This is a genomic window from Nocardia anaemiae NBRC 100462, from assembly GCF_001612725.1.
Taxonomy (GTDB): domain Bacteria; phylum Actinomycetota; class Actinomycetes; order Mycobacteriales; family Mycobacteriaceae; genus Nocardia; species Nocardia anaemiae.
Genome location: NZ_BDAZ01000075.1, coordinates 13,453 through 37,914 on the forward strand (window position 1 = coordinate 13,453; position 24,462 = coordinate 37,914).

Sequence of the window (24,462 nt, forward strand, 5' to 3'; positions counted from 1 at the left end):
GTTCGGCGTGGTTCGCTGCTCGCCGTTGCGGACTACCTGCGCGACACGGTCACTTGGGTGGGGGTAGGGCGCGGACGCGGGCGAGTCGGTTCTCCCACCACTGGATTCGTGCTGGGTCGGGGTGGTGGTAGCGCTCCAGCAGGGTCGGGTCGGGGGTGGGTGGTGTTTTGGCGACCGGCATGAAGCCGTCGAGCGGGCGGAGTGAATCGTGTACGAGGTCGCCATCGAGTAGTGACAAAGTGCCGAGGCCGCAGGCGAATTCGAGTTCGGGTAGGGCGGCGGCGAGGGCTAGTTGAGCGGCGAGGCCGACGCTGGTTTCGAGGGCGGAGGAGACAACGCAGGGTAATCCGGCGGCCTCGGCGACCTGGAGTGCACGGCGGACACCGCCTAGCGGGGTGCATTTGAGGACCGCGATATCCGCGGCTCCCGCTACCGCCACCCGCAGGGGATCCTCGGCGCGGCGGATGGATTCGTCGGCGGCGATTCGCACATCGACACGGCGCCGCACCGCGGCCAACTCCTCGATGGTGCGGCACGGTTGCTCGACGTACTCCAAACCACCTGCGGCACGGTCGATCTGCTTGATATGGGTGACGGCCGTCTCGACATCCCAGACCGCATTGGCGTCCACGCGTACCGCGCCCTCCGGCCCCAGCGCATCCCGGACTGCCTCGACCCGCGCCAGATCCTCGGCCAGCGAATCAGGATGATCGGCAATCTTCACCTTCGCGGTGCGACATCCGGACTCGGCCACGATCGCATGCGCGCGTTCCGGACCGACCGCGGGCACCGTGCAATTGATCGGAACACGTTCCCGCACCGGCTCCGGCCAACCCACCGTCACCTGCTCGACCGCGGTCGCCAGCCACCCCGCTGCCTCCCGATCGTCATATTCGGGAAACGGACAGAACTCGCCCCAACCAAGCTGCCCGCTGATCAACATCCCCTCGCGCACCGTGATGCCGCGGAACCGGGTCCGCATCGGAATGGCGTAGACGAAGGTTTCGGTCATCACCCCGCAGCCTAGCGAGCGCGATGTCGTCCCCCACACTGCGCGCCCGCCGTAGCTGGCAGGGCCGAAGCAATCGACGCAACGCGGCGCGACTGAAGCGCCGATCGGCAACTCCCGGCCGCCGAGGCGAGGCCTGACCGAAACCGGTTCACTTCCCGAAACCCGCTGGCTGCCGCAGCGGCCAACTGCCGCACATCTATTCACGATCGCGCAAAGGCTGTGCCCTATGCGAGGTACTCGCTACGTGTGCGTCAGCCGGATCATCCGCGCTTGGTTTCGATCTGAGCCCGCGGCACCGATCCGGACCGGTGCTGCGGCACTGGCTGACTCAGAGGCGTTCGATAATGGTGGCGTTCGCCAAACCGCCAGCCTCACACATGGTTTGCAGACCGTAGCGGGCGCCGCGCTCCTGCATGGCGTGCACCAGCGTGGTCATCAGGCGTGCGCCGGAAGCGCCGAGTGGATGACCGATGGCGATGGCGCCGCCGTTCACATTCACCTTCGACATATCCGCACCGGTGTCGTGCGCCCAGGCCAGCACCACCGGTGAGAACGCCTCGTTGATCTCGACCAGATCAATATCGGAGAGCTGGAGTCCGGCGCGCTGCAATACCTTTCGCGTCGCCGGGATGACGGCGGTCAGCATGAGCAGCGGATCGTCACCGGCCACCGCGAAGCTGTGCAGCCGTGCCAGCGGCTTCAGTCCGAGTTCCTCGGCGCGTTCGCTGGTCATGATCAGCACGGCCGCGCTGCCGTCGCTGACCTGGCTCGCGGTCGCGGCGGTGATCTGCCAGCCGATTTCCGGGAAGCGCGCGGCCATGGCCTCGTCGTAGTAGGCGGGAGGCAGTTTGCCGAGGGTTTCCAGGGTACTGCCGACCCGGATGCCCTCATCGGTTTCCAGCCCGGCGATGGGGGCGAGTTGGCTGGCGAACGAGCCGTTCTTCGTTGCCAGCGCCGCCTTTTCGTGACTGCCGAGGGCGAATTCGTCGAGCTGGTTGCGGGTCAGTCCCCAGCGGGCCGCGATCAGTTCGGCGCTGATGCCCTGGGAAACCAGCCCCTCCGGATAACGCTCGGTGAAGCCGACACCGGAGAAATCTTCGGATCCGATCATGTTCGCGCCCATGGGAATTCGTCCCATCGACTCGACACCGGCCGCGACCACGATGTCGTAAGCACCGGCGATAACGCCCTGTGCGGCGAAATGAATGGCCTGCTGACTGCTGCCGCATTGGCGATCGACCGTGGTCGCCGGTACCGATTCCGGATAGCCGGCGGCCAGCGCCGCACGCCGGGTCATATTCGCGCCCTGTTCGCCGATCTGGGTGACGATGCCGCCGATCACATCGTCGATGAGTGCCGGATCGATGCCGCTGCGATCGACTACCGCGCGCAGGCTGTGGGCGAGCAGGTCCACCGCGTTGACGTTATGCAGTGCCCCGTTCGGCTTGCCCTTGCCGATCGGCGTGCGTACCGCTTCGACGATCACCGCGTCTCTCATGGTGGTTCCCTAAGTTTGTAGGTGTCTGGGGTTGGTGCCCTGGATGCCCAGGGCGGTGGGGTGTGGCTGATGGTTGTTTGCCTCTGTTGAGGCTGGAAAGGACTGGCTGCCTCGCCGTGCTGGACGCTCCGGCTGCTGATTGAGAGCTTGTTGCGGTCGTCGCTGGTTAGGGATCTGACGGCGGGGTTGTCCACGGGCTGGAACTGCGAGGTCGGGAGCACGTGGGTGGCGACTCGCCCTCAGATCTGGGTCGGGATCGATGTCGGCAAGCACGCGCATCACGCGTGCGGGGTCGATGAGACCGGCAAGACGGTGTTCAGTCAGAAGTTCGGCAACGACCAAGCCGCGATCGAGGCGTTGATCGCCCGCGCCGGCCAGGCCGCCGACCACGTTCGGTGGGCGATCGATCTGACCAGCCCGATGGCATTGCTGCTGATCACCGTGCTGCTGGCGGCTGATCAGACGGTGACGTATGTGCCGGGTCGGGTGGTGAATTCGATGACCGGCAGCTTCCGCGGCGAAGGGAAAACCGACGCCAAGGACGCGCGGGTGATCGCGCAGAGCGCCCGTCTGCGTGAGGACCTGAACCAGGTCGTGATGCCTGATGAGCTCGTGGTCGGGCTGACCCAGCTGACCAGCTACCGCACCGACCTGATGGCGGACTGGGTGGCCGGGATCAACCGGTTGCGTGCCCTGCTCGGGTCGATCTTTCCCGCGTTGGAGGCCGCGTTCGACTTCGCGAACCGGACCCCGCTGACCCTGGTCGCCGGAATGTGCACCCCAGCCGAGATCAGGACGGCCGGAATCGACGGTGTCACAACGTATCTCGTTGACAACGGGGCCTGGAAGCCAGGCATCGCCAAAACTGCCGCTGCCGCCCTCGACGCCGCCGGAGGCCAGAGCCTGTCCCTGCCCGGTGAGGCCGACACCGCGATGCTGGTCAAACGCATCGCGCGCAAGCTGCTGGATCTGGACCGGGAGATCAAAGACACCGACAAACTCATCACGACTCGATTCCGGGAGCACCCGTGGGCGGCCATCATCGAATCCCTGCCCGGCATGGGCCCCGGGCTCGGGGCGGAATTCCTCGTCGGCACCGGCGGTGAACTCGCGAACTTCGTCAGCGCGGGCCGCTTGGCCTCCTACGCCGGCCTCGTTCCGGTCCCCCGCGACTTGGGCCGCGTCAGCGGCAACCTGCACCCGCCGAAACGCTACAACCGGCGCATGCGCAGAGTGTTCTACATGGCCGCCCTGTCGAGCCTGCGCTACGACAACGGGCCCTCGCGGCGGTTCTACGACCGCAAACGCGGTGAGCGACTCATCCATACCCAAGCCCTCCTAGCCCTGGCCCGACGACTCGTCGACGTGCTGTGGGCCCTGCTGCGAGACGGACGTGAATTCAGCCTCGACCCACCAGTCCCGACGGCCGCTGCGGCTTGACACGGTCATTGAGAGTCCTTTCGAACCGCGAGCCGAGCTCCGCTGCCTGGCTCTATTGGCTTATAGTCAGGGTAACGCCTGAGTATAGTCGACTCAAGCCAGATATCGCTATGATGTTCGTCATGGCAGCCGTAATGGAAGGACCCCTGGCCGATCTGAGCGCGTGGAAACCCGCCGAATGCTCGATCGCGAAGGCGATGGACCTGATCGGCACCCGCTCGGCGATCCTGATCCTGCGCGAGGCCTATTACGGCACCACCCGCTTCGACGGTTTCGCCGCCCGGGTCGGCATCACCGATGCCGCCGCGTCCGGCCAGCTCCGCAAGCTCACCGACGCTGGTCTGCTCGCCAAGCGGCCGTATCAGGAGGAGGGCAAGCGGACACGCCAGGAGTACGTGCTGACGGATATGGGTCGCGATCTACTGCCCGCGGTGCTGGCGCTCATGCAGTGGGGCGATGCCTATCTGCAGCCGGGGCCCGCGCCGTTGCTGCTGGTCGAGGAGTCCAGCGGCGCGCCGGTCCGGGTGCAGGTGCGCAGCGAGACAGGTCGCGAAATCGACTTGGAGAACCTCGGCGTACGACTCAACCCCGAGTATTCACGCGCCCGATCGGCGAAATGATCCCCGACATCGGTGCGGGTCGAGTCGGCCCGCATCCAGACCTGATCGGCTCCGGCGACGTCAGCCGGTGACCACCGCGTAGTTGATGTCCTCGGTGCCGAATTTGTTGTAGAGGTGAATCCACAGCAGCACAAGGGGTTCGGTGCTCCGCGCGGTCACCACACCGCCCAGGTCGATGATCTGCTCATCGGACCAGCCGAAGGATTTCAGCAGCGCCGCCACCTCGGCCTTGGCCGATTCGTCATCGCCGCTCAGAAAGACATTGTGCCGCCCCGGAATTCGGGACGGGTCGACCATGAGCTGGTTGTTCATGGTGTTGAGGGTTTTCACCACCCGCGCCTCCGGGAAGGCCTGCTGGATCGCCTCGGCGACACTGCCCGCCTCGGGCGTGGCCAATTTCGGCGGGAATCCACCGGAGAAATCCAGTGCATTCGACACGTCCACCAGCACTTTTCCGCTCAGATTCGCCGCACCCGCCGCAATGAGCGCGGCCAGCGACACGGTGCCGGACGTCGCATTGATCACCAACTCCGCCTCGGCCGCGGCATCGGCGAAAGTGCCATGGGCGCCGCCGGTTTCGTTCGCCCACTCGGTCGCCGCCGCATTCTCGGCGGTCCGGGACCCGAGCGTCACCGCGTGACCGAGCTCGACCAGCTTGCTCGCGAGCCTGCGCCCGACCTGCCCGGTACCCAGCACCGCTATCTTCAACGTCCACTCCTCGCGCCGATCCCGTCGAGCGTCGAGTTTACGAATGCGGCGTGGTGTTCGCGTGGCCTTCCGCCGTGGGCGAACGCCAATGGCGTCGACGCAGCGAGGGCGGTCAATCCGCGCGCAGCGCCTGGGACTCGCTCGAAAGTCCGACGGGGAGATGTGTCGTTCCCGGGCAGCGGTCCATTGACCGGACCGCTGAATGCTCGGGAGCACTTCTGCGCGTGCACTTTCGCTGATATCCCGTAGGACATTCCGGATTGGCGAAAGTACACGCGCAACGCCTCAGGACAGGCGGCGGCCGTCGACGGCGGAGAAGAAGTAGGTGTGTTCCGGTGTGGCCGTCAGCTGCACCCGGTTGCCCTTCTCCGGCGGGTTGCGCCAATCCGCCCGCGCCACAATGGTTTCGCCCGCACCGTTCGTCGCGCTCTCGGCGATGGTGCGGCCGTAGATGTAGGCGTCGGAGCCGAGTTCCTCGACGACATCGACCTCCATCTGGATGCCCGACTTGTCCTGCGCCGCACCGATCTCCAGGTGCTCGGGCCGCACGCCGACCACCACCGAACCCTCGGCGGCATCGGCGACCGACCGCGGCACCGGCAGCTTGGCACAGCCGAGCTCGACCGCGCCGTCGGCGACCGGCAGTGTGAACAGATTCATCGCGGGCGAACCCATGAACCCGGCGACGAAGACATTCGCCGGATCCCGATACAGATCGCGCGGTGTCGCGCACTGCTGCAGCAGTCCGTCCTTGAGCACCGCGACCCGGTCGCCCATGGTCATCGCCTCGACCTGGTCGTGTGTGACGTACACGGTGGTGGTGCCGAGGCGACGCTGCAGCTGGGCGATTTGGGTGCGGGTCTGCACCCGCAGCTTGGCGTCCAGATTCGACAGCGGCTCGTCCATCAGGAATACCTGCGGCTGGCGCACGATCGCCCGCCCCATCGCTACGCGCTGACGCTGACCGCCCGACAGCGCCTTCGGCTTGCGATCCAGAAACGGCTCGAGGTCGAGCAGTTTGGCCGCTTCCAGCACCCGGCGCTCCTTCTCCGCCTTGGCGACCTTGGCGAGTTTGAGCGCGAAGCCCATATTCTCCGCCACGGTCATATGCGGGTAGAGCGCGTAGTTCTGGAACACCATGGCGATATCGCGTTGCTTGGGTTCGGCATGGGTGACGTCATCGGCACCGATCAGAATGCGCCCGGCGTCGACATCCTCTAGTCCGGCGAGCATCCGCAGTGAGGTCGACTTACCGCAGCCGGACGGACCGACCAGCACGAGGAACTCCCCGTCGGCGATCTCGAGATTCAGCTTGTCGACGGCGGGTTTGGACGAGCCGGGGTAGAGCCGGGTCGCGCTATCGAAGGTCACGGTGGCCATGACAAATCACATCCCATCACCGGCAGGAACGTGCCGGACGATCCGAGTAAGGGTTGACCGGCGATATTACTGGATGTGCTCGCTTCGCACACGATGCGCTCGAGTTCGCGCAGAAAGTTGGTCGGCGCGGGCTATTCCGAAGTCGGTTACCAGCACCCGAGTAATAGCTGCGCCAAAGATCTTGTCGCCGGTAGCCTCGATCGGGGAACCAGATCCAGCGACGAGGAGCAGACTCATGACCCGACCGGTTCGGATCGGCGTACAGCTACAGCCCCAGCATGCCGCAGACTATGGACTCCTGCGCGATGCCGTACTACGCGCGGAGGACGCGGGCGTCGATATCGCCTTCAACTGGGACCACTTCTATCCGCTTACCGGCGACCACAACGGCGCGCATTTCGAATGCTGGACCATGCTCGGCGCCTGGGCCGAGCAGACCGAACGGATCGAGATCGGCGCGCTGGTCACCGGCGGCGGTTACCGCAATCCCGATCTGCTCGCCGATATGGCGCGCACGGTGGACCACATCAGCAATGGTCGACTCATTCTCGGCATCGGCGCCGGATGGTTCCAGAAGGACTATGACGAATACGGCTACGAATTCGGCACAGCGGGAAGCCGACTCGCGCTGCTGAAGGCGAATATGGCCCGGCTCACCGCCCGGCTGAAGAAGCTGAACCCGCAGCCCACCCGGGATATCCCGATCCTGATCGGCGGCGGTGGCGAGAAGAAGACGCTGCGGCTGGTCGCACAGTACGCCGATATCTGGCACACCTTCGCCGACCTCGACGCGCTCGCGCACAAGAACAAAGTGCTCACCGAGCACTGCGCGGATGTCGGCACCGATCAGGCGAAGATCGAGCTCTCGGTGCAATGGCCGGGTGCGGAGCGGGCGTCGACGTTCGTCGAGGCAGGGGTGAGTCTGTTCACCATCGGGGTGAGCGGGCCGAAGTTCGACCTGACTGAGGTCGAGCGGGCGATTCGTTGGCGGGACGAGGTCAATCCGGAGCCGGTCAGAGGGTTGGCCTGAGCCTCGGAGCAGATCGCGAGGATCGTGCTCTCTCGCTGGCGTAACCCCGGTCGGCGGTCGGGTTCGGATCACCGTGATCCGAATTCCGGGATCGGGTGCCGGTGCCGCGTCCGCGCACGCCGTGCGGCCGCATGCCCTGACAGTGAGGTGCGCACGCCGCGGGGTAGCTGCCGATCAGTGCCTGATCGGACGCTAGGGTTGCTCGTCATGGCTGGTCTGCCCGCTGTGCGGTCTCGTGCGTTGATCGCCGTGCTATTGCTTGCCGTCGGCCTCGCCGCCACGGCCTGCGGTTCCGGCGACGATTCCACCGATCGAAATCAATGCACGCCGCCCGGGCTGAGCGCGGCATCGGCCGCACCGACCAACCTCGGCTCGGCGGCCTCGGCGGGGGAGGACAAATACACCACCGCGTCCACGTTGCCGGTCCCGGCGATCGATACCGGCAAGCTGCGGCTCATTACGCCGGGCAAGCTCACCGTTGGTACCCTCTCGGACGCACCGCCGAGCATCTGCCTGAACTCGGCGGGCTCGTTCACCGGCTTCGACAATGAGCTGCTGCGGGCGATCGGCGCGAAACTCGGTCTCCAGGTGGAATTCTCGGGCACCGAATTCGCACCGCTGCTCTCCCAGGTCTCCGGCGGTCGGTTCGATGTCGGTTCGTCGAATATCACCACCACCGCGGAGCGGCGCGAACGCGTCGGATTCACCAATGGTTACGACTTCGGCTACTTCTCGCTCGTCGTCCCGAATGGCAGTGCCATCAAGGGCTTTTCGGACCTCGGGCGGGGCAACCGGATCGCCGTCGTGCAGGGCACGGTGCAGGACGATTACGTGGTCAACCAGCTGCATCTGGATCCGGTGAAGTTCCCGGACTACGCCACCGCGTACGCGAATCTCAAATCCGGTCAGGTCGATGCCTGGGTCGCGCCGTCGGCGCAGGCCGAGGGACAGGTGCACTCGGGTGACGGCACCACGATCATCCAGAACACCTTCAGCCTGGACAATTTCGTCGGCTACGCGGTCGCCAAGAACAACCAGCCCCTGATCGACGCGCTCAATAGCGGCCTCGACGCCGTGATCGCCGACGGCACCTACGCCAAGCTCTACGCCGACTGGGTGCCGAGGCAGTTGCCGCCCGGTTGGAAGCCGGGCTCGAAAGCCGCACCCGCGCCGCAACTTCCGGATTTCGCCGCCATAGCCGCGGAGAAGAAGACCACCGACAGCGGACAGGATGCACCGAAATCGACGGTGCGGCAGTTGAAGGAGACCTTCTTCGACTGGTCGCTGTACCGCAAGGCATTTCCCGATCTGTTCAAGACCGGTTTGCCGAATACCCTGATTCTGGCGGTGGTTTCCGGTGTGCTCGGCACCATTCTCGGCATGTTGCTCGCGGTCGCCGGCATTTCCCGGACGCGCTGGTTGCGCTGGCCCGCAAGGGTTTACACCGATATCTTCCGCGGCCTGCCCGCGGTGGTGATCATCCTGATCATCGGACTCGGCATCGGACCGGTTGCTCGCAATATCACCGGCAACAACCCGTATTGGCTCGGTGCGATCGCGCTGGCATTGCTGGCCTCGGCCTATATCGGTGAGATCTTCCGCTCCGGTATCCAATCCGTGGAGGCGGGTCAGCTGGAGGCCGCGCGTGCCATCGGCTTCGGCTACCGCCAGGCCATGACGCTGGTCGTGATTCCGCAGGGTGTGCGCCGGGTGCTGCCCGCGCTGATGAACCAATTCATCGCGCTGATCAAGGATTCCTCGCTGATCTACTTCCTCGGACTGCTCGCGACCCAGCGCGAACTGTTCGCGGTCGGCCGAGATCTCAACGCGCAGACCGGAAATCTCTCCCCGCTGGTCGCCGCCGGTCTGGTCTATCTGCTGTTGACCATCCCGCTGACGCACCTGGTGAACTACATCGACCACCGGATGCGCACCGGGCGACCCGACCAGCCCATCGACCAGGTCGAGGCGGCCACGATCACGGAAGGGCGCGGTTAAATCATGAGCGAGCGTAGCGAGCGAATCGACAACACAGCGCCCGGAGGCGGTCATGCCGGAACCGAGCGCCAGCGAGGTGGAGGCATGAGTGCCTCTCTCACCGGAACCGGTCTGCATCTGACGCTGGGCCACAATCATGTGCTGCGCGGCGTCGATATCCATGTCGACGCGGGTAAGACCACCACCGTCATCGGACCGTCCGGCTCCGGCAAGTCGACGCTGCTGCGCGTGCTCAACCGGCTGTACGAACCCGATCAGGGTGATGTGCTGCTGGACGGTGAGTCGGTGCTCACCGAGGATCCGGATAAGCTGCGCCAGCGCATCGGCATGGTGTTCCAGCACTTCAACCTCTTCCCGCACAAGACGGTCGCGGAGAATGTTGCGCTCGGGCCGCGCAAGCTGCGCGGGCTGTCCAAGGATGCCGCGCGGGCGCTGGCCGTCGAGCAGCTCGAAGTGGTCGGCCTGGCCGAGAAGGCTGATTCCCGCCCGTCGAATCTGTCCGGTGGGCAGCAGCAGCGGGTGGCGATCGCGCGTGCGCTGGCCATGCAGCCGGAGATCATGTTCTTCGACGAGGCCACCTCGGCACTGGATCCGGAGCTGGTGAAGGGCATTCTCGCGCTGATGGCCGAGCTGGCTACCCAGGGAATGTCGATGATCGTGGTGACCCACGAGATGGGTTTCGCGCGCAGCGTTTCCGACAGCGTGCTGTTCATGGACGCTGGTCAGGTGGTCGAAACGGGCACTCCCGACGCCCTGTTCGACAACCCGACGACACCGCGACTACAGCGCTTCCTCTCCCAGGTTTTGTGACCGCCAGCACACCGCTAGTAAACTCGATAGATGCGCACCTGCTAATGTGTCGTCGCGCTCGGCGCCACATATCCAGCAATGGGAACCAAGGAGGTCCGATGACCACAGCGCATCACGAGCACACCGAACACCAGCACGTCCACGGCCCCGGCTGCGGCCACACCGAAGTACCGCACGGCGACCACACCGACTACGCCCACGACGGCCACCTGCACCGCGAACACAACGGTCACTGGGACGAATGCGAACCCGCCGCGCACACCAAACACGCGGGCCACGACCATACCCACGGCCCCGACTGCGGCCACGAAGCCATCCAACACGGCGACCACCTCGACTATCTCCACGACGGCCACTGCCACGCCGCCCACAACGGTCACTACGACGACCACTGAGCCCGCCGTGCCGAGCTGCGCTCGCAGCTCGGCGCAGGCACATCGATTCGCCGCGCTCCTCGCCTTCGAGTAGAGATGGCGAGATGGGGATTGGTGATCCACGGCTCCACCTGCGGCTGCTGACGCCCGACGACTGGGCAACATTTCGGAGCATCCGCCTGCGTTCCCTGGCCGATGCGCCACAGGCATTCGGCGCGACGTTGGAGGAGGTGCGCAGTAGGTCCGACCAGGTCTGGGCGGATCTACTGGCGCAACGCGCGCAGTTCGTGGCGAGTGTCGACGGCATCGATGTCGGGACGGTCGGCGGGCACGATGATCCCGAACGACCTGGGGCGCACCTCATTTCGATGTGGGTCGCCGAAAAGTCGCGGGGCACTGGAATTTCGGATCGTTTGGTGCGCTCGGTAGTCGACTGGGCCGTCGATGCCGGGCATCACAAGGTGTGGTTGGAGGTTGCCGCGGGCAATGCGGCGGCTGAGCGGTTATATCTGCGGCACGGCTTCGTGCGGACGGGTGTGCAGGGAACGGTCGCTCCCGACGATCCGCGGCCGGAATTCGAGATGCTCTTGAACCTGTGAGGCACGAGCCGCTGACCGCATACGTATAGGTCGGTGAAAAGTACTTATAGGTGACTGATTCGGCACCCATGGCTCTGCTCATAACGTAGTTCCTGTCAGCAAGAACGACAGGAAACCACAGGTCAGAAGCCTAGGAGGCCATTATGAACGAGCTCGTCGCACAGTACCTGGAAGTCTGGAACACCACCGACGCCGTCGCCCGCAGGGCCGGAATCGAAGCCGTGTTCACTCTTGGTGCCAGCTACGTCGACCCGCTGGCCGCGGTCGCCGGACACGACCAACTGGATGCGGCGATCGCAGGCGTCCAGGCCCAGTTCCCGGGGTGGGTGTTCACCCTCGCCGGACCGGTCGATGCCCACCACAACCAGGTGCGCTTCACCTGGGAGCTCGGCCCCGCCGATGCCCCCGCGGTGGTCGTCGGCTTCGATGTCGCGGTCGTCGAGGACGGACGGATCGCCAACGTCTACGGCTTCCTCGACAAAGTCCCCGCCGCAGCCTGATCCGTCACCGAACTCGTTACCCCAGAAGGAAATACCAGTCATGACCACCACCGCCCCCAGCTACATGTCCACCCTGCTCGCTCCCGGCCAGAAACTGCTGCGCACCTCGCTGCGCTCGGATGCGGTCGTCACCACCGTCAACGGCCTTGCCTACCTGGCACTTTCGGGCCCACTGGAATCCCTGCTCGGCCTGGACAGCAAGATCGGCATCCCGATCGGAATCTTCCTGACCCTCTACGGCATCGGCGTCGCCCTGGTCGGCATGGCCAAGACCATAAATACCAAGGCCGCCGCCGCGGTCGCCGCGGGTAATGCCGCCTGGGTCGTGGTGAGCCTGGCCGCCCTCGTCGAGGGCGCGCTCGACCTGAATCTGGTCGGCTCGATCTGGACCGTCATGCAGGCGGCCACCGTCGGCGGTTTCGCGGCCCTGCAGTACCTCGGCGTCCGCAAGGCCCGCTGAATCTTGGCTCCACTCGACCAACTCCGCAAACGCGGCATCGGCTCCGATGCCGCGTTCGGCGTTTGTGGTCGGTGGCTGCCTCTAGAGTCGAGGTCGTGCTCGAGGCAACCAAGATCCCGACCGAATTCGGCACCTTCGACGCCCTGACCAGCGGCGAACCCGGTGGTCGTGAGGTAATGCTGTTGCACGGCTTTCCAGAGTCGGCCATCGCCTGGGAGTTCCAGGCGAGGGCCCTCGGTGGCGGCGGCTGCCATGTCATCGCGCCCGATCAGCGCGGTTATTCGTCAGGCGTGCGTCCTGACAAGGTCGCCGATTACCGCGTCGAGGAGTTGGTCGCTGATGTCATCGCCATCGCCGACCAATTGGGTTGGCAGCGTTTCGATCTCGTCGGCCACGACTTGGGCGCGCACGTCGCCTGGACAGCAGCGGCCGACCACCCGGCACGAATCCGAACCCTGACCGCCGTATCGCAGCCGCATCCCACCGCGTTCTCACAAGCCATGACCGAGGACGAAGACCAGGCCCAACGAGCCCAACACTTCACTTACTTCCGCCAGCCGCGCACCCCCGAGCGCGCCCTGCTCGCCGATGATGCCGCCGCGCTACGCAAGATCTTCGACTGGAAGATTCCCGAGGAACGCATCGACGACTACGTCCACCGCCTCACCCGCCCCGATGCCCTGACCGCGGCTCTGAACTGGTACCGAGCCTTCCCGCTCGCCGGTCCGACCGCCCCGATCACCGTCCCGACTCTTTACATCTGGGGTGCCGAAGACCCCACCATCGGCTCCACCGCCGCCTTGGCCACCGCAAGCCACGTCACTGCCCCCTACCGCTTCGAAATGCTCGAAGACACCTCCCACTGGGTCCCCGAAGAGGCCCCCGAATCCGTCACCCGCCTGCTCATGCAACACCTGCTCGCCCATCGGTCCTGACTCCGAAACCGCTGCCCCCTGCCACAACCGGGGCCTTCGAAGTGGCACGGACCTGCTAGTCCTCCTCGGCGAGTTTGGCGTTGAGTTCGAGTGCTTCGCTGAGTTGGTCTTCGAGGGTGATGATTCGGCACGCTGCCTCGAGGGGGGTGCCGTGGTCGATGAGTTCGCGGGCGCGTGCGGCGATACGCAGTTGGTAGCGGGAGTAGCGGCGGTGCCCACCGGCGGAGCGTTGCGGGGTGATCAGTTGCGCTTCGTCCAGGCTGCGCAGGAATGCTTGGGTGGTGCCGAGCATTTCCGCTGCTCGGCCCATGGTGTAGGCGGGGTAGTCGTCATCGTCGAATTTCTCGTTCGCGGTCGTGGGTTCAGAAATCGTTAGGTCTCCATACGCCGAAGCGCCCCGGTGCCTGCGGCACCGGGGCACTGAAAGGGGGAATTACTTCGTCTTCCGACATGTAACCGAGACGTCGGCGATCACCCCGACCAAACATCTTCGCGGGTGACCCGACGGGCAATGCCTCCTTTCTCCTCACGGGGTTACTTCATCTTTCCGGTGCACTTCATCTTTCTTGCTCGGCGGGCCGGTGGGACCGTCGTACCTGCTGGTCCCGTGGCCGCGTCCGCCGTCTTACCATCACGGGCAGTTCATCATCTCCCGTGCCGATTAGACACTTCCTTCTGTTCCGACGCCATAGAAGCTACCGCAACGACTAGCGAATGTCTACAGTTGCCGCTGCAGATTTTTTGCGTCTGGTCCGGCCGGGATACGGAGCTGGATTCCTATCGCGGAGCTGGCCGGATGTGGTCATCGCGCTGAGTAAGAGCCGAGGTCAGTACGAGATCGACGATAAGAAGCAGGCCGTCACCGTCTTCGTCGCGGCAGCGATCCGACGCCCATGCCGGTAGCCGCTCAGGTGCGGACGGTGGCGAAGGCGGACCAGAGGAGGGGGGAGTCTTCGATGGCTCGGGTAGTGCGCCAAGCGGTCAGACGAGATCGTTGCCAGGTTGCGAGGGCGGTTACCGGGTCCGGGTGTTCGTGGGCGGCGTCGATGGCGCAGATGGCGTCTTGCAGGGGGCGGGCGTCGGGGGGTGCGCCTGCGAGACGTTGGAAGGCGAGGTCGGTGGGCAGCGGCCAGCGGCTGGCGGTGACCAGTTCGGCGCCGCCGTTGATCATCGCGGCGACCAAGCCGAGTGCCTCGCTGAACCGCATATCGCCGCCGCTTTCGCAGGCGATCAGGGCGACTCGGCTCGGAATGGGCCAGAGTTGTGGTCCGGCAACGGGCTCGGTGGTCAGGGTGTGGGTGCCGAGCAATAGGTCCTTGGCCGAAAGGGGTCGGTGCGCTCGGATCGGCGTGGCGAAGCCGATCGCTTCGGCATCGCAGGCCAGATGCAGTTCGGAGGCTTCGCTCTGGCCGGATTCGGGGGTTGCCGCGGTCACATGCCCCACATAGGTCAGGCGGCTGGCACCACCGCGCAGCGCTTCGCTCAACCAGCTCCTATCGATATCGGTGCGGCGGAATGCCTCGATCGGATCGTCGACCGCGGGCCGCAGCCTGCCCTGGCTGGCATACGAGGCAACCCGTTGGGCGAGTGGGGCTTCGGGGTCCATTCGACCGAGGACGGACCCGAGCACGGAGTCGGCACGGAAACCGGGGACACGCGGGTCGAGGACGGCCACCACCGGCAGTGCACCTGTGTCGGACCAGGCCCGCGCCGTGCGGTCCGGGCCGTGCACAATGCTGGCGGGGGCGAGCAGGCTGATATCGGCGATATCCACCAGGCGCAGCTCCGGATCGGGAGCGATGATTTCCCAGGGGATTTGAGCTACCCGGGGCGAGGGTTGCAGCCGGATATGCGGTCGCACACCGCGCACATGCAGGTCATACAACTGTGCCGCCAAACCAAAGGGCAGCAATGCGCGAGAAAGCGATTGTGCGACACGATATTCCGCCTCATATGAGGCGAAACCGCCGGTGGTCATGGCGCGTTCGAGACCGTCGGGTTCCGCCGGATTCGGCAGTGCCTGCGCGAACCGCGCGACGGCCTCGGCGATCGCATCCCCCGGCAGCATGCTGGCACCCTGGGCGTATTCATTGCGCGACCAGCGCCACGACATATACAGATCGCCCGCATCCGCCATCCGCACGATGACGGTAGGTTGCTCCGAAGTGGTCATGCGGGCAGCACCCGACTGTCCCGCACCGGATGGCCGTACCGCAGCTCGGCGGCCTCGATGTACGCGGCCAATGCGATATGTCCGTCCGGCGCGACGGCCACCCGCGGCGGCGGCACCACCGACAGTCCGGCGCCCGCCGCGACCGAGGCCAGCGCCGTGCCCAGCTGCGGTGCCGACCCACTTTGCGGGCCGGTCCCGACCTGCACCGTCGGTTGTGCCGCCTCGGCTGGTGGATCGAATAGCTCGAGCGGCAGTCGCGGCGGCGCGGCGACCGCGGATCTGGCGATATCCAATGTCGTACCCGCGCATTGCGTTTCGATGAGGTCCACGATCAGTGGACCATTGCCGGACAGATAGGCGAATCGGAATGCCATCCGCATTGCCGGATCCGCGATCTCGCGATTCCATTTCTCGCGTTGATTGCCATTGGGCAGGGTGAATCGCACGGCATCGATGGCCAACGCCGACGCCACCGCGAGTTCGACCGCCCGACCCAATAGCTCGGCATCCGGCGTTTCGGCCGCCTCGATGACCGACTCCAACAGCGCAGCATGCCAGAAATCGATTTGGGCACAGTGCAATCCGAGCCCGCGCTCGGTATAGGCGGCGAACGCCTCACCGATGAGCGCTTCACCCTCCTCGTATCGGCCGGTGGAATAGGCCACGGTCGCCAGACGCACGCGCACATCGGCGGCGTCGAGCACCGCACCGGATTCGTGAAAATAGTCGAGGCTGCGGCGATAGAGCTGATGCGCCGAATCGATATCGCCACGGCCCTCGGCGAGAAACCCCATGGTTTTCAGCCCGACGCCGGCGCGATATCCGAGTTCGGCGCGCTCGAAGTACTCCTGGCTCGACCGCAGCGGCTGTTCCGCCTCGTCGAACCGATCCAGCCTGACGTACATGACGGCCAGATTCTGTTCCGTCTCGGCGACGGCATTGCGATCACCGGCGGCCTCGAAGGCCGCCAGCGCCTGGCCCATGAAGTCCACGGCGAGGTCGCGCCGTCCGGTCTCGAAGTAGATACCGCCGAGCGTAGAGAGCGGATGTCCGGCCAGGTGCGGGGCGAAATGCACTGCCGCATCCAGTGATTCGGTGGCAAGTTCGATGGCGTAGGCCCAGCTCTGGCGATGGAATGCCACCGCGGTCAGTGATAGCAGGCAGGCCACCCGCTGCATGCTCTCGTCATTGTGTTCGGTGAGCAGGGCTCGGGCCTGTTCCAGCGCCTGCTGCGCACCATCGAGATCGCCGACGTGCTGCAGCGCCTGGGAGAGGTTGATCAGTGCGGCGGGCCGCTTTTCGATCGCATCGCCGGGCATCTCGTCGAGCGCCGTGCGGAACATGACGATCGCCCCGACATGATCGCCGAGTTCATCGCACATGCTCGCGGCATTGACCAGCGCGCTGACCCGCAGGCCGCCTGTGCTGGTTCGGGCGATTTCCTCGAACAGCCGCCTGGCCTCGGCGACATCGCCGCGCTGATAAGCGGCCGCACCTTCGGCGAGTCTTTCGCGACCGTCATCGGCGGGCATCAGAAGTCCGAATCCGATGCAGCCGCTGCGATTTCGGCCAAGAGGGGCGCATCGACGGCATCGTCGGCAGCGGTGGCCCGACGCAGCCGTGCGGCCGCCAGCTCACGAATCTGTCGCCGAATCTCGGGACCGCCCAGTTCGGGTTCACCTGGTGCACCGACACCGGGGACATAGACATCCACCGTCGAAACGGAATCCGACGGCGTGCTGGCCGTGCCGGTCCACAGATCGCCGACCAGATCCAGCTCGGCCTCGGCCGTGCCGACCGGTGTGGTGATGCGGGCGCGTGGGTGCAGGTGTGCCGGTGCGTCCGAGCCCAACTGGGGTGCGGCGACGGCCGTGATGCGCACGGTCGTGGTCTCCGAACTCCGGATCGACTCCCACGACACAGCCCGCTCGGACGCGTCGATGAGTCCCGGCGGGCACCGCCGCCAATCCCAGCCACCGGTGCCATGCCCGAGCGATAGCGCCCCGGTCGGACGGTCGGCTCCACCTGCGGCAAGCGCGTAGTCGGATGCGCGAGCCGTCGTTGCGATTGCTTCGGTCGGCGTCGGTTCGTCCGGGCTCGGCTCGTCGTCACCGATGAGTAGATCGCATTCCGCGCGCAGTGCGGTGATCTCCTGGTCGAGCAGTCGTTCGTCCAGTGCGGTGATGCCGTCGATTGTCGAGGCAGGCCACCAGCGAGTGGCCCAGTACGCGAACCCGAGCCGCCAGGCGGCGGCGACCAGATCGGGCACCGCGGGTTCGACCGCGAATTCACCCCCGTCGGCATCGCCGCTGTCGAAATCGGCGATGGCCACCGCGATTCGCTCGCCGTAGACCGCCCACAACCAGTCCTGCGCGAGTTCGACATCATCGATCACCGCAGCCGGAATCGTCTGTCCGGCAAGCAGACTCCAGCACAGATGACCGCCGACCACCTCGAGCACCAGCGCATCGATAGCCGCGGCACCGTCCAGCACCGTCGGCGCTGCTTCGGGCGCGATGCTCCAGATCCCGTCCCCGACCGGTTCGATTCGCACGGTCCCGCTCATCAGCTCGCCCTCGATTCCGCCGGATCCGGCTCGGTGACAAGGGAACGCACACTCAGCGCCTGTTTGATCCGCATGCGATGGTCCAGCATGACCGAGCGCGCCACGCCATCGAGCAGATCCCACAGCTCGTCCGGTTCGTAGACGCCGAACTCCCGGACATCGCGACCGTGCAGGCGCACCCACAGCCGCCGCAGATAAGGCCGCCACGGTGTACGCAGCTCGGTGGCGATGGCCGCCAGCGGGCCACTGGGCATTTCGATATCGGTGCGCACCGCGAGTCGCCGTGCCTGCAGCACATATGCCTCCCGCTGCCAGCGGCTGTTGATCACCCGATGCGCTGCCGTTTCGGCCGCCGCCGACTCTGCGCCATGCAATGCGATCGGCCGCAAACCGAGTGCGAGGGCGGCCCCCGCAGTTGCCGCGACGCGCAGTGATTCATCCAAAAGTGCCCAAGGCGAACAACTTCGGGCGATTTCCGTGGTCACCAATGCCGGAATGGGCGGTAGTTCGGCCCGTTCGCTCGACGCCTGCAGCACGGTGAATACGCGCTCGTAGATGGTGCGATCGAAGGGCAGCCCGAGACTGGCCTTCGAGGCCGACGAACCGAGCGTCGGTGGCTGCGGAACCGGCACCGCGGTCAGGCCGAGCTGATGTGCGGTGGGCTGGAAGCGGTTGTCCCATAGTCGGATTCCGCCGTGCGTCCCGGCATGCGTGGCGACCAGCCGATCGAATGTCCGCTGGCCCTCGGCGCTGCGACCGTCGCGTGCCGCGGATGCATCGAGCAGCGCCGCGAACAGTTCGGCGTGATCGCCGGTGGGTCCGCCCACCGGACGCCGTCCCCATGCGATATCGATCAACGCCCCGAGTTCGGCAGTCCGCGCACCGGAGGTGATGTACTCCTTGAGCGCTTGCGTCGTGCGCCCCGCCGCGAATTCGTGGACATCGCGCAGCGTTGCCTCGGCGGTGGCCCGATCCCGGTCCGGATCCGGCATACCGGATGTGGTGGCCAGTTCGAAGGCCCGCTGGAAATACAGATCCTGCGGATTGCCCTCGGTGATCCGCAGCGCCCGCCGGACCTGTTTGAGCAGGGAAAACCAGGCCGCCGTCGCGCGCAGCACATCGGCGGCGGCATGGATTCGCGTCGCGAGCAGGACCGCGCCGTCGGGGCTGAGGATCGGACCTGCGCACAGCGGATTCTGCACCGGGCGAATGACAAGTGGATCCAGGATGAGCTTCACGGTCCGCCGCAGCGGCCCGCCATGGGGTCCACTGAGCGGTTCGACGCCGTCGAGTCGGCGCCAAACCTCGTCCAGCACCATCGCGCGCGGCCGTCGCATTCGACCAGGTTAACGGAACTTCGACCGTTTCAGACGCCGAAAAACCTGGGATCGGTAGGGCGCGTTCGGTTTCTACCTTTCTCGTATCGGCCCAACACCGGAGCCGAACGAAGCAAAAGGAACAGATCATGAACACCAAGCCGGTCCGCATCTCCGCCGCCGCTCTCACCGCCACAGCCGCCGCTCTTGCACTCTTCGTCACCGGATGCAGCGACGACGCGGGCAGCTCGTCGCCGACCTCGGTCAAGCCGGGCACTTCGGCCGCACCGGCACCGGCCTCGGGCAAGTCGACCGCCTCGGTCGACGGCAAGGCGCTCGACGGCAAGTTCGAGACCACCTGCGCCAAGCAGGGCGACACCATCGCCCTTGCGCTCAGCGACACCAACAACGCCACCTACGGCACCCTGAGCGTGAGCGCCTCCATCACCGGCACCGACAATGTGCAGGCCGTGGCGGTCGCGGGCAGCAAAGGCGGCGCCAACGGCCTGCCCTACGCCCTCGGCTTCGGCAATGGCATGCCCGGTGGTTCGGCCAAGGTCGTCAAGGACGGCAACACCTACAAGGTCACCGGTGAGGGCGTCGGCGCGCCCGATCTCACCAATCCGACCGCGAGCCCGAAGAGCTCGAAATTCGACATCACCTTCGCCTGCTCGACCGTGGTCGGCGGCTGACCCGTACAACCATCCCGCTCACGCCCCTTGATCGAGGGGCGTGACCGGGGCAAATCTCCTCAGACCCAAGGGAAAACAATGAAAACCATCGCCCGCTCGCTCGCCGCCGCGTTCCTCGTTCTCTCGATCGGCTACTACCTCTGGCACGGCCTCACCTACACCAGCACCGGCCCCTTCGACGACGAGATGCTCGCTTGGGTCGGGCCGCAGATGGCGCTCCCGATCATCGCCCTGACCGTCGTCCCCATCGTGTTCGCCTTCACCGGCGAAGGCATCATGGCGGCCTTCACCGGCAACAACAGCTCGGCCTTCCGCGATGGTCTGGTCGGGATCGGCACCATCAAGTCCTTCCGGCAGACCGGTCTGACCGTCAATGACCAGCCGCAGATCCGCATCGACTTCAGCGTCGAGGGCGTCGACGGCAAGATCTTCGACTCGCACGCCACGATGATCGTTCCGCTCACCGAACTCGCCCTGCTGCAGCCCGGTGTCGTGCTGCCGGTTCGCTATCTGCCCGATCGCACCGACAAGGTCGAGGTCGACCGCTCCGGCGATATGTCGGCGGCTCAGCGCGCCATGAACGAGTCCATGATCCGAAAGGGCTTCACCACCAAGGCCAAACTCGATATCGCCGAGCGCGGCATCACCGCTCAGGCCGTCGTGCAGTCGCTTTCGGTGCCCGGCGAAATTCGCAACGGGTATTCCAAGATCGAGCTCGGCCTGGTGGTAACACGGCCCGACGGAACGACTTTCAGCACGAGTGTGGACAAGTTCCTGCCGCCCGCCAGCGTGGCCCAGGTTCAGGTCGGTCGCATCATCCAGGTGCACTATCTGCCGGAGAACGAACAAGAGGTTGTGATCGCGCTGCAGGTCAATGCGTAGCCCCGGCCCTGAATGTTGCTCTCGTTCACCAGGAACGGGAGCAACATTTGTTTGTGCGTCAGAAGACGCGGTGACTGAAAAAGCTGTGCCGACAGGTGGGACGCTTGCAGAGCGCGCCACCGCCCGGGATGAAGCCGACGCAGGTGGGATGGGTGCACCGGTTGCAGCCGCCGTCGCCCTCTGCACCCATATGGTCGTGGTCGACGAGTACGGCGCGGGCCTCGGCCACCGCACCCGCCAGAATCGAATCGAGATAGTCCAGCGCCTGCGGGGTGAGCTCGGATTTTCCTCCGGACAAAGTCATCGCACTACTCCTGACTCGGTACTCATGTCTTTGATACCGATCCTCCTCTAAGGAAGGGGGTCGCGCATGAGTAGCTCATGACGTGCGCCGGCCCGAAAACTTGGATATTTGACCAGGTAAAACGCATAGCATTCGGTCGGCGTGCGGTTAGCGGGCGGCCGCCGCCCGATAGCTTCGCAAATTGAGGGTTACCTAATTGGTCGAGCGTTCATCTAACTGTTTCCTGTGGATCGCCTGAGCGGCTTACCGTGCGCCGGTCAGCACTATGTCAGGAGTTGATCGTGACCCCGAAGCCCCTCGCCCTGTTCGTGAAGCGGGACGGCCAGCCGAAGCGCTCGGCCATGACCTGTCAGTACAAATGCGGTAACGCCTGCTTTCACGATGTTCCGAACACCTCGGAGAACGAATACTTCGGCGACATGGTGCGCGCGGCGCTGACGCGGCGCGGCATGTTGAAGGGCAGTGCGGGTGTCGTGGTCGCGGTCGGTGCAGCCGGTGTTCTCGCGGCCTGCGGCGATGACGACAAGGTCGAATTGGCGGCGGGCGGCTCGCTGGTCGACGGTGTGCCGGTGGGCACCAACTTCAAACCGGTCGCGGCGAATTCCGATGACGCACTGGTCATTCCTGAGGGTTACGAACACAATATCGTGATCCGCTGGGGCGACCCGCTATTCGCCGACGCACCGAAGTTCGACCCGAATGCCCAGTCCGCGGCCGCGCAGGCCAAACAATTCGGCTTCAACAACGACTTCGCGGCGATACTGCCCATCGAGGGCCAGGCGAATACCTACCTGCTGGTGGTGAATCACGAGTACACCACCGAACCGCAGATGTTCAAGGGCTACAACAAGGAAGAGCCCGCACTCGAGCATTACCAGACCGCCATTGCCGCGCACGGTCTTTCGGTGGTCCAGGTCAAGGGCGAATCCGGAACCGGCAAGCTGACAACCGAATTCGGCAAGTACAACCGACGTATCACCGGCACCACCGAATTCATCGTCACCGGACCTGCCGCCGGCAGCGGCTTCCTGAAGACGAGCGCCGACCCGTCCGGTGCGAAAGTGCTCGGCACCCTGAACAACTGCTCCGGCGGTCTGACTCCCTGGGGAACAGTGCTTTCCGGTGAAGAGAACATCAACCAGTACTTCGCCAACGGCGACAAGGTCACCGACGAGGCAGCCAAGGCCAGGCTCAAGCGCTACGGATTCCCGAACGGCGCCTCCGAGCGCAAGTGGGAGCGGCACGAGGCGCGCTTCGATCTGGCGAAAGAACCCAATGAAGCCAACCGATTCGGCTGGGTCATCGAGGTGAATCCGTGGGACGCCGCGGCCGCGCCGATCAAGCACACCGCGCTCGGCCGGTTCAAGCACGAGGCCGCGACCATTCATGTCGCCAAGGACGGCACCGTGGTCGCCTATATGGGCGATGACGAGCGCTTCGATTACATGTACAAGTTCGTCTCGTCGCGAAAGGTGCAGTCCGGCAACGGCCAGGCGAGCATGCGGCACAACCTGACGATTCTGGACGCGGGCACGCTGTACGTCGCCAAATTCACCGGCGATCACCCGGACAAGATCGACGGCAACGGCACGGTGCCCTCGGATAAGGGTTTCACCGGTACCGGTCGATGGATTCCGCTGCTGGTTACCGGTGAGGACGGCAAGGCCACCTCGAAGGTGGACGGCTTCACTGCCGAAGAGGTTTCGGTATTCACCAGGTTGGCGGCCGATAAGGTCGGCGCGACCAAGATGGACCGTCCCGAGGATTTCGAGGCGAATCCCAAGTCCGGAAAGGTCTATGTTGCGCTGACCTACAACGAGCAGCGCGGCGCGCAGGGCAAGCCCGCCATCGACGAGGCGAATCCGCGCAATATCAATAAGTTCGGGCAGGTGCTCGAACTCGACGACGATCACGCGGGCACCACATTTACCTGGAATATCCTGATGCTGTGCGGTGATCCGAAGACCACCGACACCTACTTCGCTGGTTTCGACAAGGCCAAGGTCAGCCCGATCGCGGCGCCGGACAATCTCGCCTTCGACGATTACGGCAATCTGTGGATCTCCACCGATGCCTCGCGGGCCAACGGCGCCAATGACGGCCTGTTCTCCGTGGTGCTCGACGGGCCGAATCGCGGTGAGACCAAACAGTTCCTGACCGTCCCATTCGGCGCGGAGACTTGCGGTCCGACGGTGTCGGAGCAGCGTGTCACCGTGTGTGTCCAACATCCCGGCGAACGCGATGACGCGACCGCGGAAAAGCCCGCCTCGCATTGGCCCGATGGTGGCGATAGTCTGCCCAGACCCGCCGTCGTGTCGGTGTGGAAGAAGGGCGGCGGGAGAATCGGCACCTAGTCGATTCCCTGCACAACACACGAAACCGCTACTCAACCTGCAGGGAGTAGCGGTTTCGTGCTGTTCAGCCCATATTGGCGTAGCGCGCGAAATCGCCTTGTGCGCCGCTGTATACGTTGACATCGGTGCGGCCCGCGATACCCGGAATGCGGCCGCTGTCGGTGGTCTGCCAGAAGGTCCAGGTCGGCCAGCCGCCCGGGACTTCGGGTTGTTCGTTGCCGCGGTAGTCGGCGATCCAGAGCGGATACCTGGTGAATTCATTGGTATTCGCCATGGCTGTCTTCCAGAAATTCGGATACGTGTAGATGATCGGCACCCGTCCGGTCAGGGCCTGGACCGTATTCAGATAGCGACGCGTCCAGTCGATCAGCCCGGCCGGATCGAGTCCGCCCGCATTCTCCAGATCGAGCACCGGCGGTAGATCCAGTGGCCCGTTCTGGCCGAGCACGACCGTCGCATACAGCGCCGCCTGCGGCTCGGGCGGCAAATTCGGTCGCGCGTAGTGATACGTCCCGCGCGCGACACCCGCCGCCCGCATCAGCAGGCTGTCCGGCACGAAATAGGGATTGATGTAATTCACACCCTCCGTCGCCTTCACCATGGCGAAAGCGTGCCCCGCCGCGCGCACCGCGAACCAGTCGATGAACCGGCCGTCGACATGCTGCCACGACGACACATCGGGCCCGCTCGGTTCGGCCGCGGCCGTGCCCATCGAAGTAGCCGTCAGGATGCTGCCCACCGTGATCGCGGACAACGCCGCAGCGCGAGTCGATCTCCAACGTGTGCTATCCATGCTTTTCGACGATAGCGA

General features: G+C 65.2%; 24 protein-coding genes. 13 read left to right on the forward strand and 11 right to left on the reverse strand.

The window, feature by feature from the left end; all coding sequences use genetic code 11:
- Positions 1-49: 49 nt before the first annotated feature.
- Positions 50-1,012 (reverse strand): o-succinylbenzoate synthase, encoded by a 963-nt coding sequence (locus tag NA5_RS34185; RefSeq protein WP_062993163.1) that lies wholly within the window; start codon positions 1,010-1,012, stop codon positions 50-52.
- Positions 1,013-1,340: 328 nt separating this feature from the next.
- Positions 1,341-2,510 carry a thiolase family protein gene (locus NA5_RS34190; RefSeq protein ID WP_062993164.1) on the reverse strand — a complete coding sequence of 390 codons (1,170 nt, stop codon included), beginning with the start codon at positions 2,508-2,510 and terminating at the stop codon, positions 1,341-1,343.
- 225 nt (positions 2,511-2,735) lie between these two features.
- Between NA5_RS34190 and NA5_RS34195 the strand changes: the two genes are divergently transcribed.
- A complete protein-coding gene (locus NA5_RS34195; RefSeq protein WP_062993165.1) occupies positions 2,736-3,950 on the forward strand; it encodes an IS110 family RNA-guided transposase in 1,215 nt (404 codons plus the stop codon).
- A 110-nt stretch (positions 3,951-4,060) separates the two neighbouring features.
- Positions 4,061-4,570: a winged helix-turn-helix transcriptional regulator gene (locus NA5_RS34200; RefSeq protein ID WP_174555306.1), complete on the forward strand. Its 510-nt coding sequence runs from the start codon at positions 4,061-4,063 to the stop codon at positions 4,568-4,570.
- Between the two features lie 60 nt (positions 4,571-4,630).
- On the opposite strand, the gene NA5_RS34205 is transcribed toward NA5_RS34200, so the two are convergent.
- Together NA5_RS34205 and NA5_RS34210 are read right to left on the reverse strand one after the other, a co-directional pair.
- A complete protein-coding gene (locus tag NA5_RS34205; protein ID WP_062993166.1) occupies positions 4,631-5,278 on the reverse strand; it encodes an NADPH-dependent F420 reductase in 648 nt (215 codons plus the stop codon).
- Between the two features lie 285 nt (positions 5,279-5,563).
- Positions 5,564-6,658, reverse strand: a complete 1,095-nt coding sequence (locus NA5_RS34210; RefSeq protein ID WP_062993167.1) for an ABC transporter ATP-binding protein — start codon at positions 6,656-6,658, stop codon at positions 5,564-5,566.
- Between the two features lie 235 nt (positions 6,659-6,893).
- Between NA5_RS34210 and NA5_RS34215 the strand changes: the two genes are divergently transcribed.
- The 8 genes from NA5_RS34215 to NA5_RS34250 all read left to right on the forward strand — a co-directional run bounded on the left by NA5_RS34215 (position 6,894) and on the right by NA5_RS34250 (position 13,364).
- Positions 6,894-7,688, forward strand: a complete 795-nt coding sequence (locus NA5_RS34215) for an LLM class F420-dependent oxidoreductase (protein WP_062993168.1) — start codon at positions 6,894-6,896, stop codon at positions 7,686-7,688.
- Positions 7,689-7,895: 207 nt separating this feature from the next.
- Positions 7,896-9,686, forward strand: a complete 1,791-nt coding sequence (locus NA5_RS34220; protein WP_062993169.1) for an ABC transporter substrate-binding protein/permease — start codon at positions 7,896-7,898, stop codon at positions 9,684-9,686.
- An 84-nt stretch (positions 9,687-9,770) separates the two neighbouring features.
- Complete coding sequence (locus NA5_RS34225) at positions 9,771-10,496, forward strand: amino acid ABC transporter ATP-binding protein (protein ID WP_062993170.1); 726 nt, start codon at positions 9,771-9,773, stop codon at positions 10,494-10,496.
- A gap of 98 nt (positions 10,497-10,594) precedes the next feature.
- A complete protein-coding gene (locus tag NA5_RS39855) occupies positions 10,595-10,891 on the forward strand; it encodes a hypothetical protein (protein ID WP_084484641.1) in 297 nt (98 codons plus the stop codon).
- 83 nt (positions 10,892-10,974) lie between these two features.
- A complete protein-coding gene (locus tag NA5_RS34235) occupies positions 10,975-11,469 on the forward strand; it encodes a GNAT family N-acetyltransferase (RefSeq protein ID WP_062993172.1) in 495 nt (164 codons plus the stop codon).
- Positions 11,470-11,612: 143 nt separating this feature from the next.
- On the forward strand, positions 11,613-11,969 hold the full coding sequence (locus tag NA5_RS34240) for a nuclear transport factor 2 family protein (RefSeq protein ID WP_062993173.1): 357 nt from the start codon (positions 11,613-11,615) through the stop codon (positions 11,967-11,969).
- 40 nt (positions 11,970-12,009) lie between these two features.
- The gene (locus tag NA5_RS34245) at positions 12,010-12,429 is read left to right on the forward strand and encodes a hypothetical protein (protein WP_062993174.1); all 420 of its coding nucleotides are present in this window, start codon (positions 12,010-12,012) and stop codon (positions 12,427-12,429) included.
- A gap of 95 nt (positions 12,430-12,524) precedes the next feature.
- Entirely contained in the window at positions 12,525-13,364 is an 840-nt protein-coding gene (locus NA5_RS34250; RefSeq protein ID WP_062993175.1) for an alpha/beta fold hydrolase, read from the forward strand.
- A 55-nt stretch (positions 13,365-13,419) separates the two neighbouring features.
- On the opposite strand, the gene NA5_RS34255 is transcribed toward NA5_RS34250, so the two are convergent.
- The 5 genes from NA5_RS34255 to NA5_RS34275 form a co-directional block, all read right to left on the reverse strand.
- On the reverse strand, positions 13,420-13,674 hold the full coding sequence (locus NA5_RS34255) for a MerR family transcriptional regulator (protein ID WP_084484642.1): 255 nt from the start codon (positions 13,672-13,674) through the stop codon (positions 13,420-13,422).
- Between the two features lie 597 nt (positions 13,675-14,271).
- On the reverse strand, positions 14,272-15,537 hold the full coding sequence (locus NA5_RS34260; protein WP_062993176.1) for a CHAT domain-containing protein: 1,266 nt from the start codon (positions 15,535-15,537) through the stop codon (positions 14,272-14,274).
- Positions 15,534-17,069 carry a tetratricopeptide repeat protein gene (locus NA5_RS34265; RefSeq protein ID WP_062993177.1) on the reverse strand — a complete coding sequence of 512 codons (1,536 nt, stop codon included), beginning with the start codon at positions 17,067-17,069 and terminating at the stop codon, positions 15,534-15,536. The genes NA5_RS34260 and NA5_RS34265 overlap by 4 nt, the downstream gene beginning before the upstream one ends.
- Positions 17,069-18,103 carry a hypothetical protein gene (locus tag NA5_RS34270; RefSeq protein WP_062993178.1) on the reverse strand — a complete coding sequence of 345 codons (1,035 nt, stop codon included), beginning with the start codon at positions 18,101-18,103 and terminating at the stop codon, positions 17,069-17,071. The genes NA5_RS34265 and NA5_RS34270 overlap by 1 nt, the downstream gene beginning before the upstream one ends.
- Positions 18,103-19,422 carry a hypothetical protein gene (locus NA5_RS34275; RefSeq protein ID WP_062993200.1) on the reverse strand — a complete coding sequence of 440 codons (1,320 nt, stop codon included), beginning with the start codon at positions 19,420-19,422 and terminating at the stop codon, positions 18,103-18,105. Before NA5_RS34275 ends, NA5_RS34270 begins: the two co-directional genes overlap by 1 nt.
- 146 nt (positions 19,423-19,568) lie before the next feature.
- Between NA5_RS34275 and NA5_RS34280 the strand changes: the two genes are divergently transcribed.
- The gene (locus NA5_RS34280) at positions 19,569-20,111 is read left to right on the forward strand and encodes a lipoprotein LpqH (protein ID WP_062993179.1); all 543 of its coding nucleotides are present in this window, start codon (positions 19,569-19,571) and stop codon (positions 20,109-20,111) included.
- A gap of 78 nt (positions 20,112-20,189) precedes the next feature.
- Positions 20,190-20,993 carry a hypothetical protein gene (locus NA5_RS34285; RefSeq protein WP_062993180.1) on the forward strand — a complete coding sequence of 268 codons (804 nt, stop codon included), beginning with the start codon at positions 20,190-20,192 and terminating at the stop codon, positions 20,991-20,993.
- Between the two features lie 58 nt (positions 20,994-21,051).
- On the opposite strand, the gene NA5_RS34290 is transcribed toward NA5_RS34285, so the two are convergent.
- On the reverse strand, positions 21,052-21,297 hold the full coding sequence (locus NA5_RS34290) for a hypothetical protein (protein WP_062993181.1): 246 nt from the start codon (positions 21,295-21,297) through the stop codon (positions 21,052-21,054).
- Between the two features lie 281 nt (positions 21,298-21,578).
- On the opposite strand from NA5_RS34290, the gene NA5_RS34295 reads away from it, so the two are divergent.
- Positions 21,579-23,651: a PhoX family protein gene (locus tag NA5_RS34295; RefSeq protein ID WP_062993201.1), complete on the forward strand. Its 2,073-nt coding sequence runs from the start codon at positions 21,579-21,581 to the stop codon at positions 23,649-23,651.
- 64 nt (positions 23,652-23,715) lie between these two features.
- Here NA5_RS34295 and NA5_RS34300 read toward each other — a convergent pair whose 3' ends face one another.
- Positions 23,716-24,363, reverse strand: a complete 648-nt coding sequence (locus NA5_RS34300) for a glycoside hydrolase family 25 protein (RefSeq protein WP_245672544.1) — start codon at positions 24,361-24,363, stop codon at positions 23,716-23,718.
- Positions 24,364-24,462 lie beyond the last annotated feature (99 nt).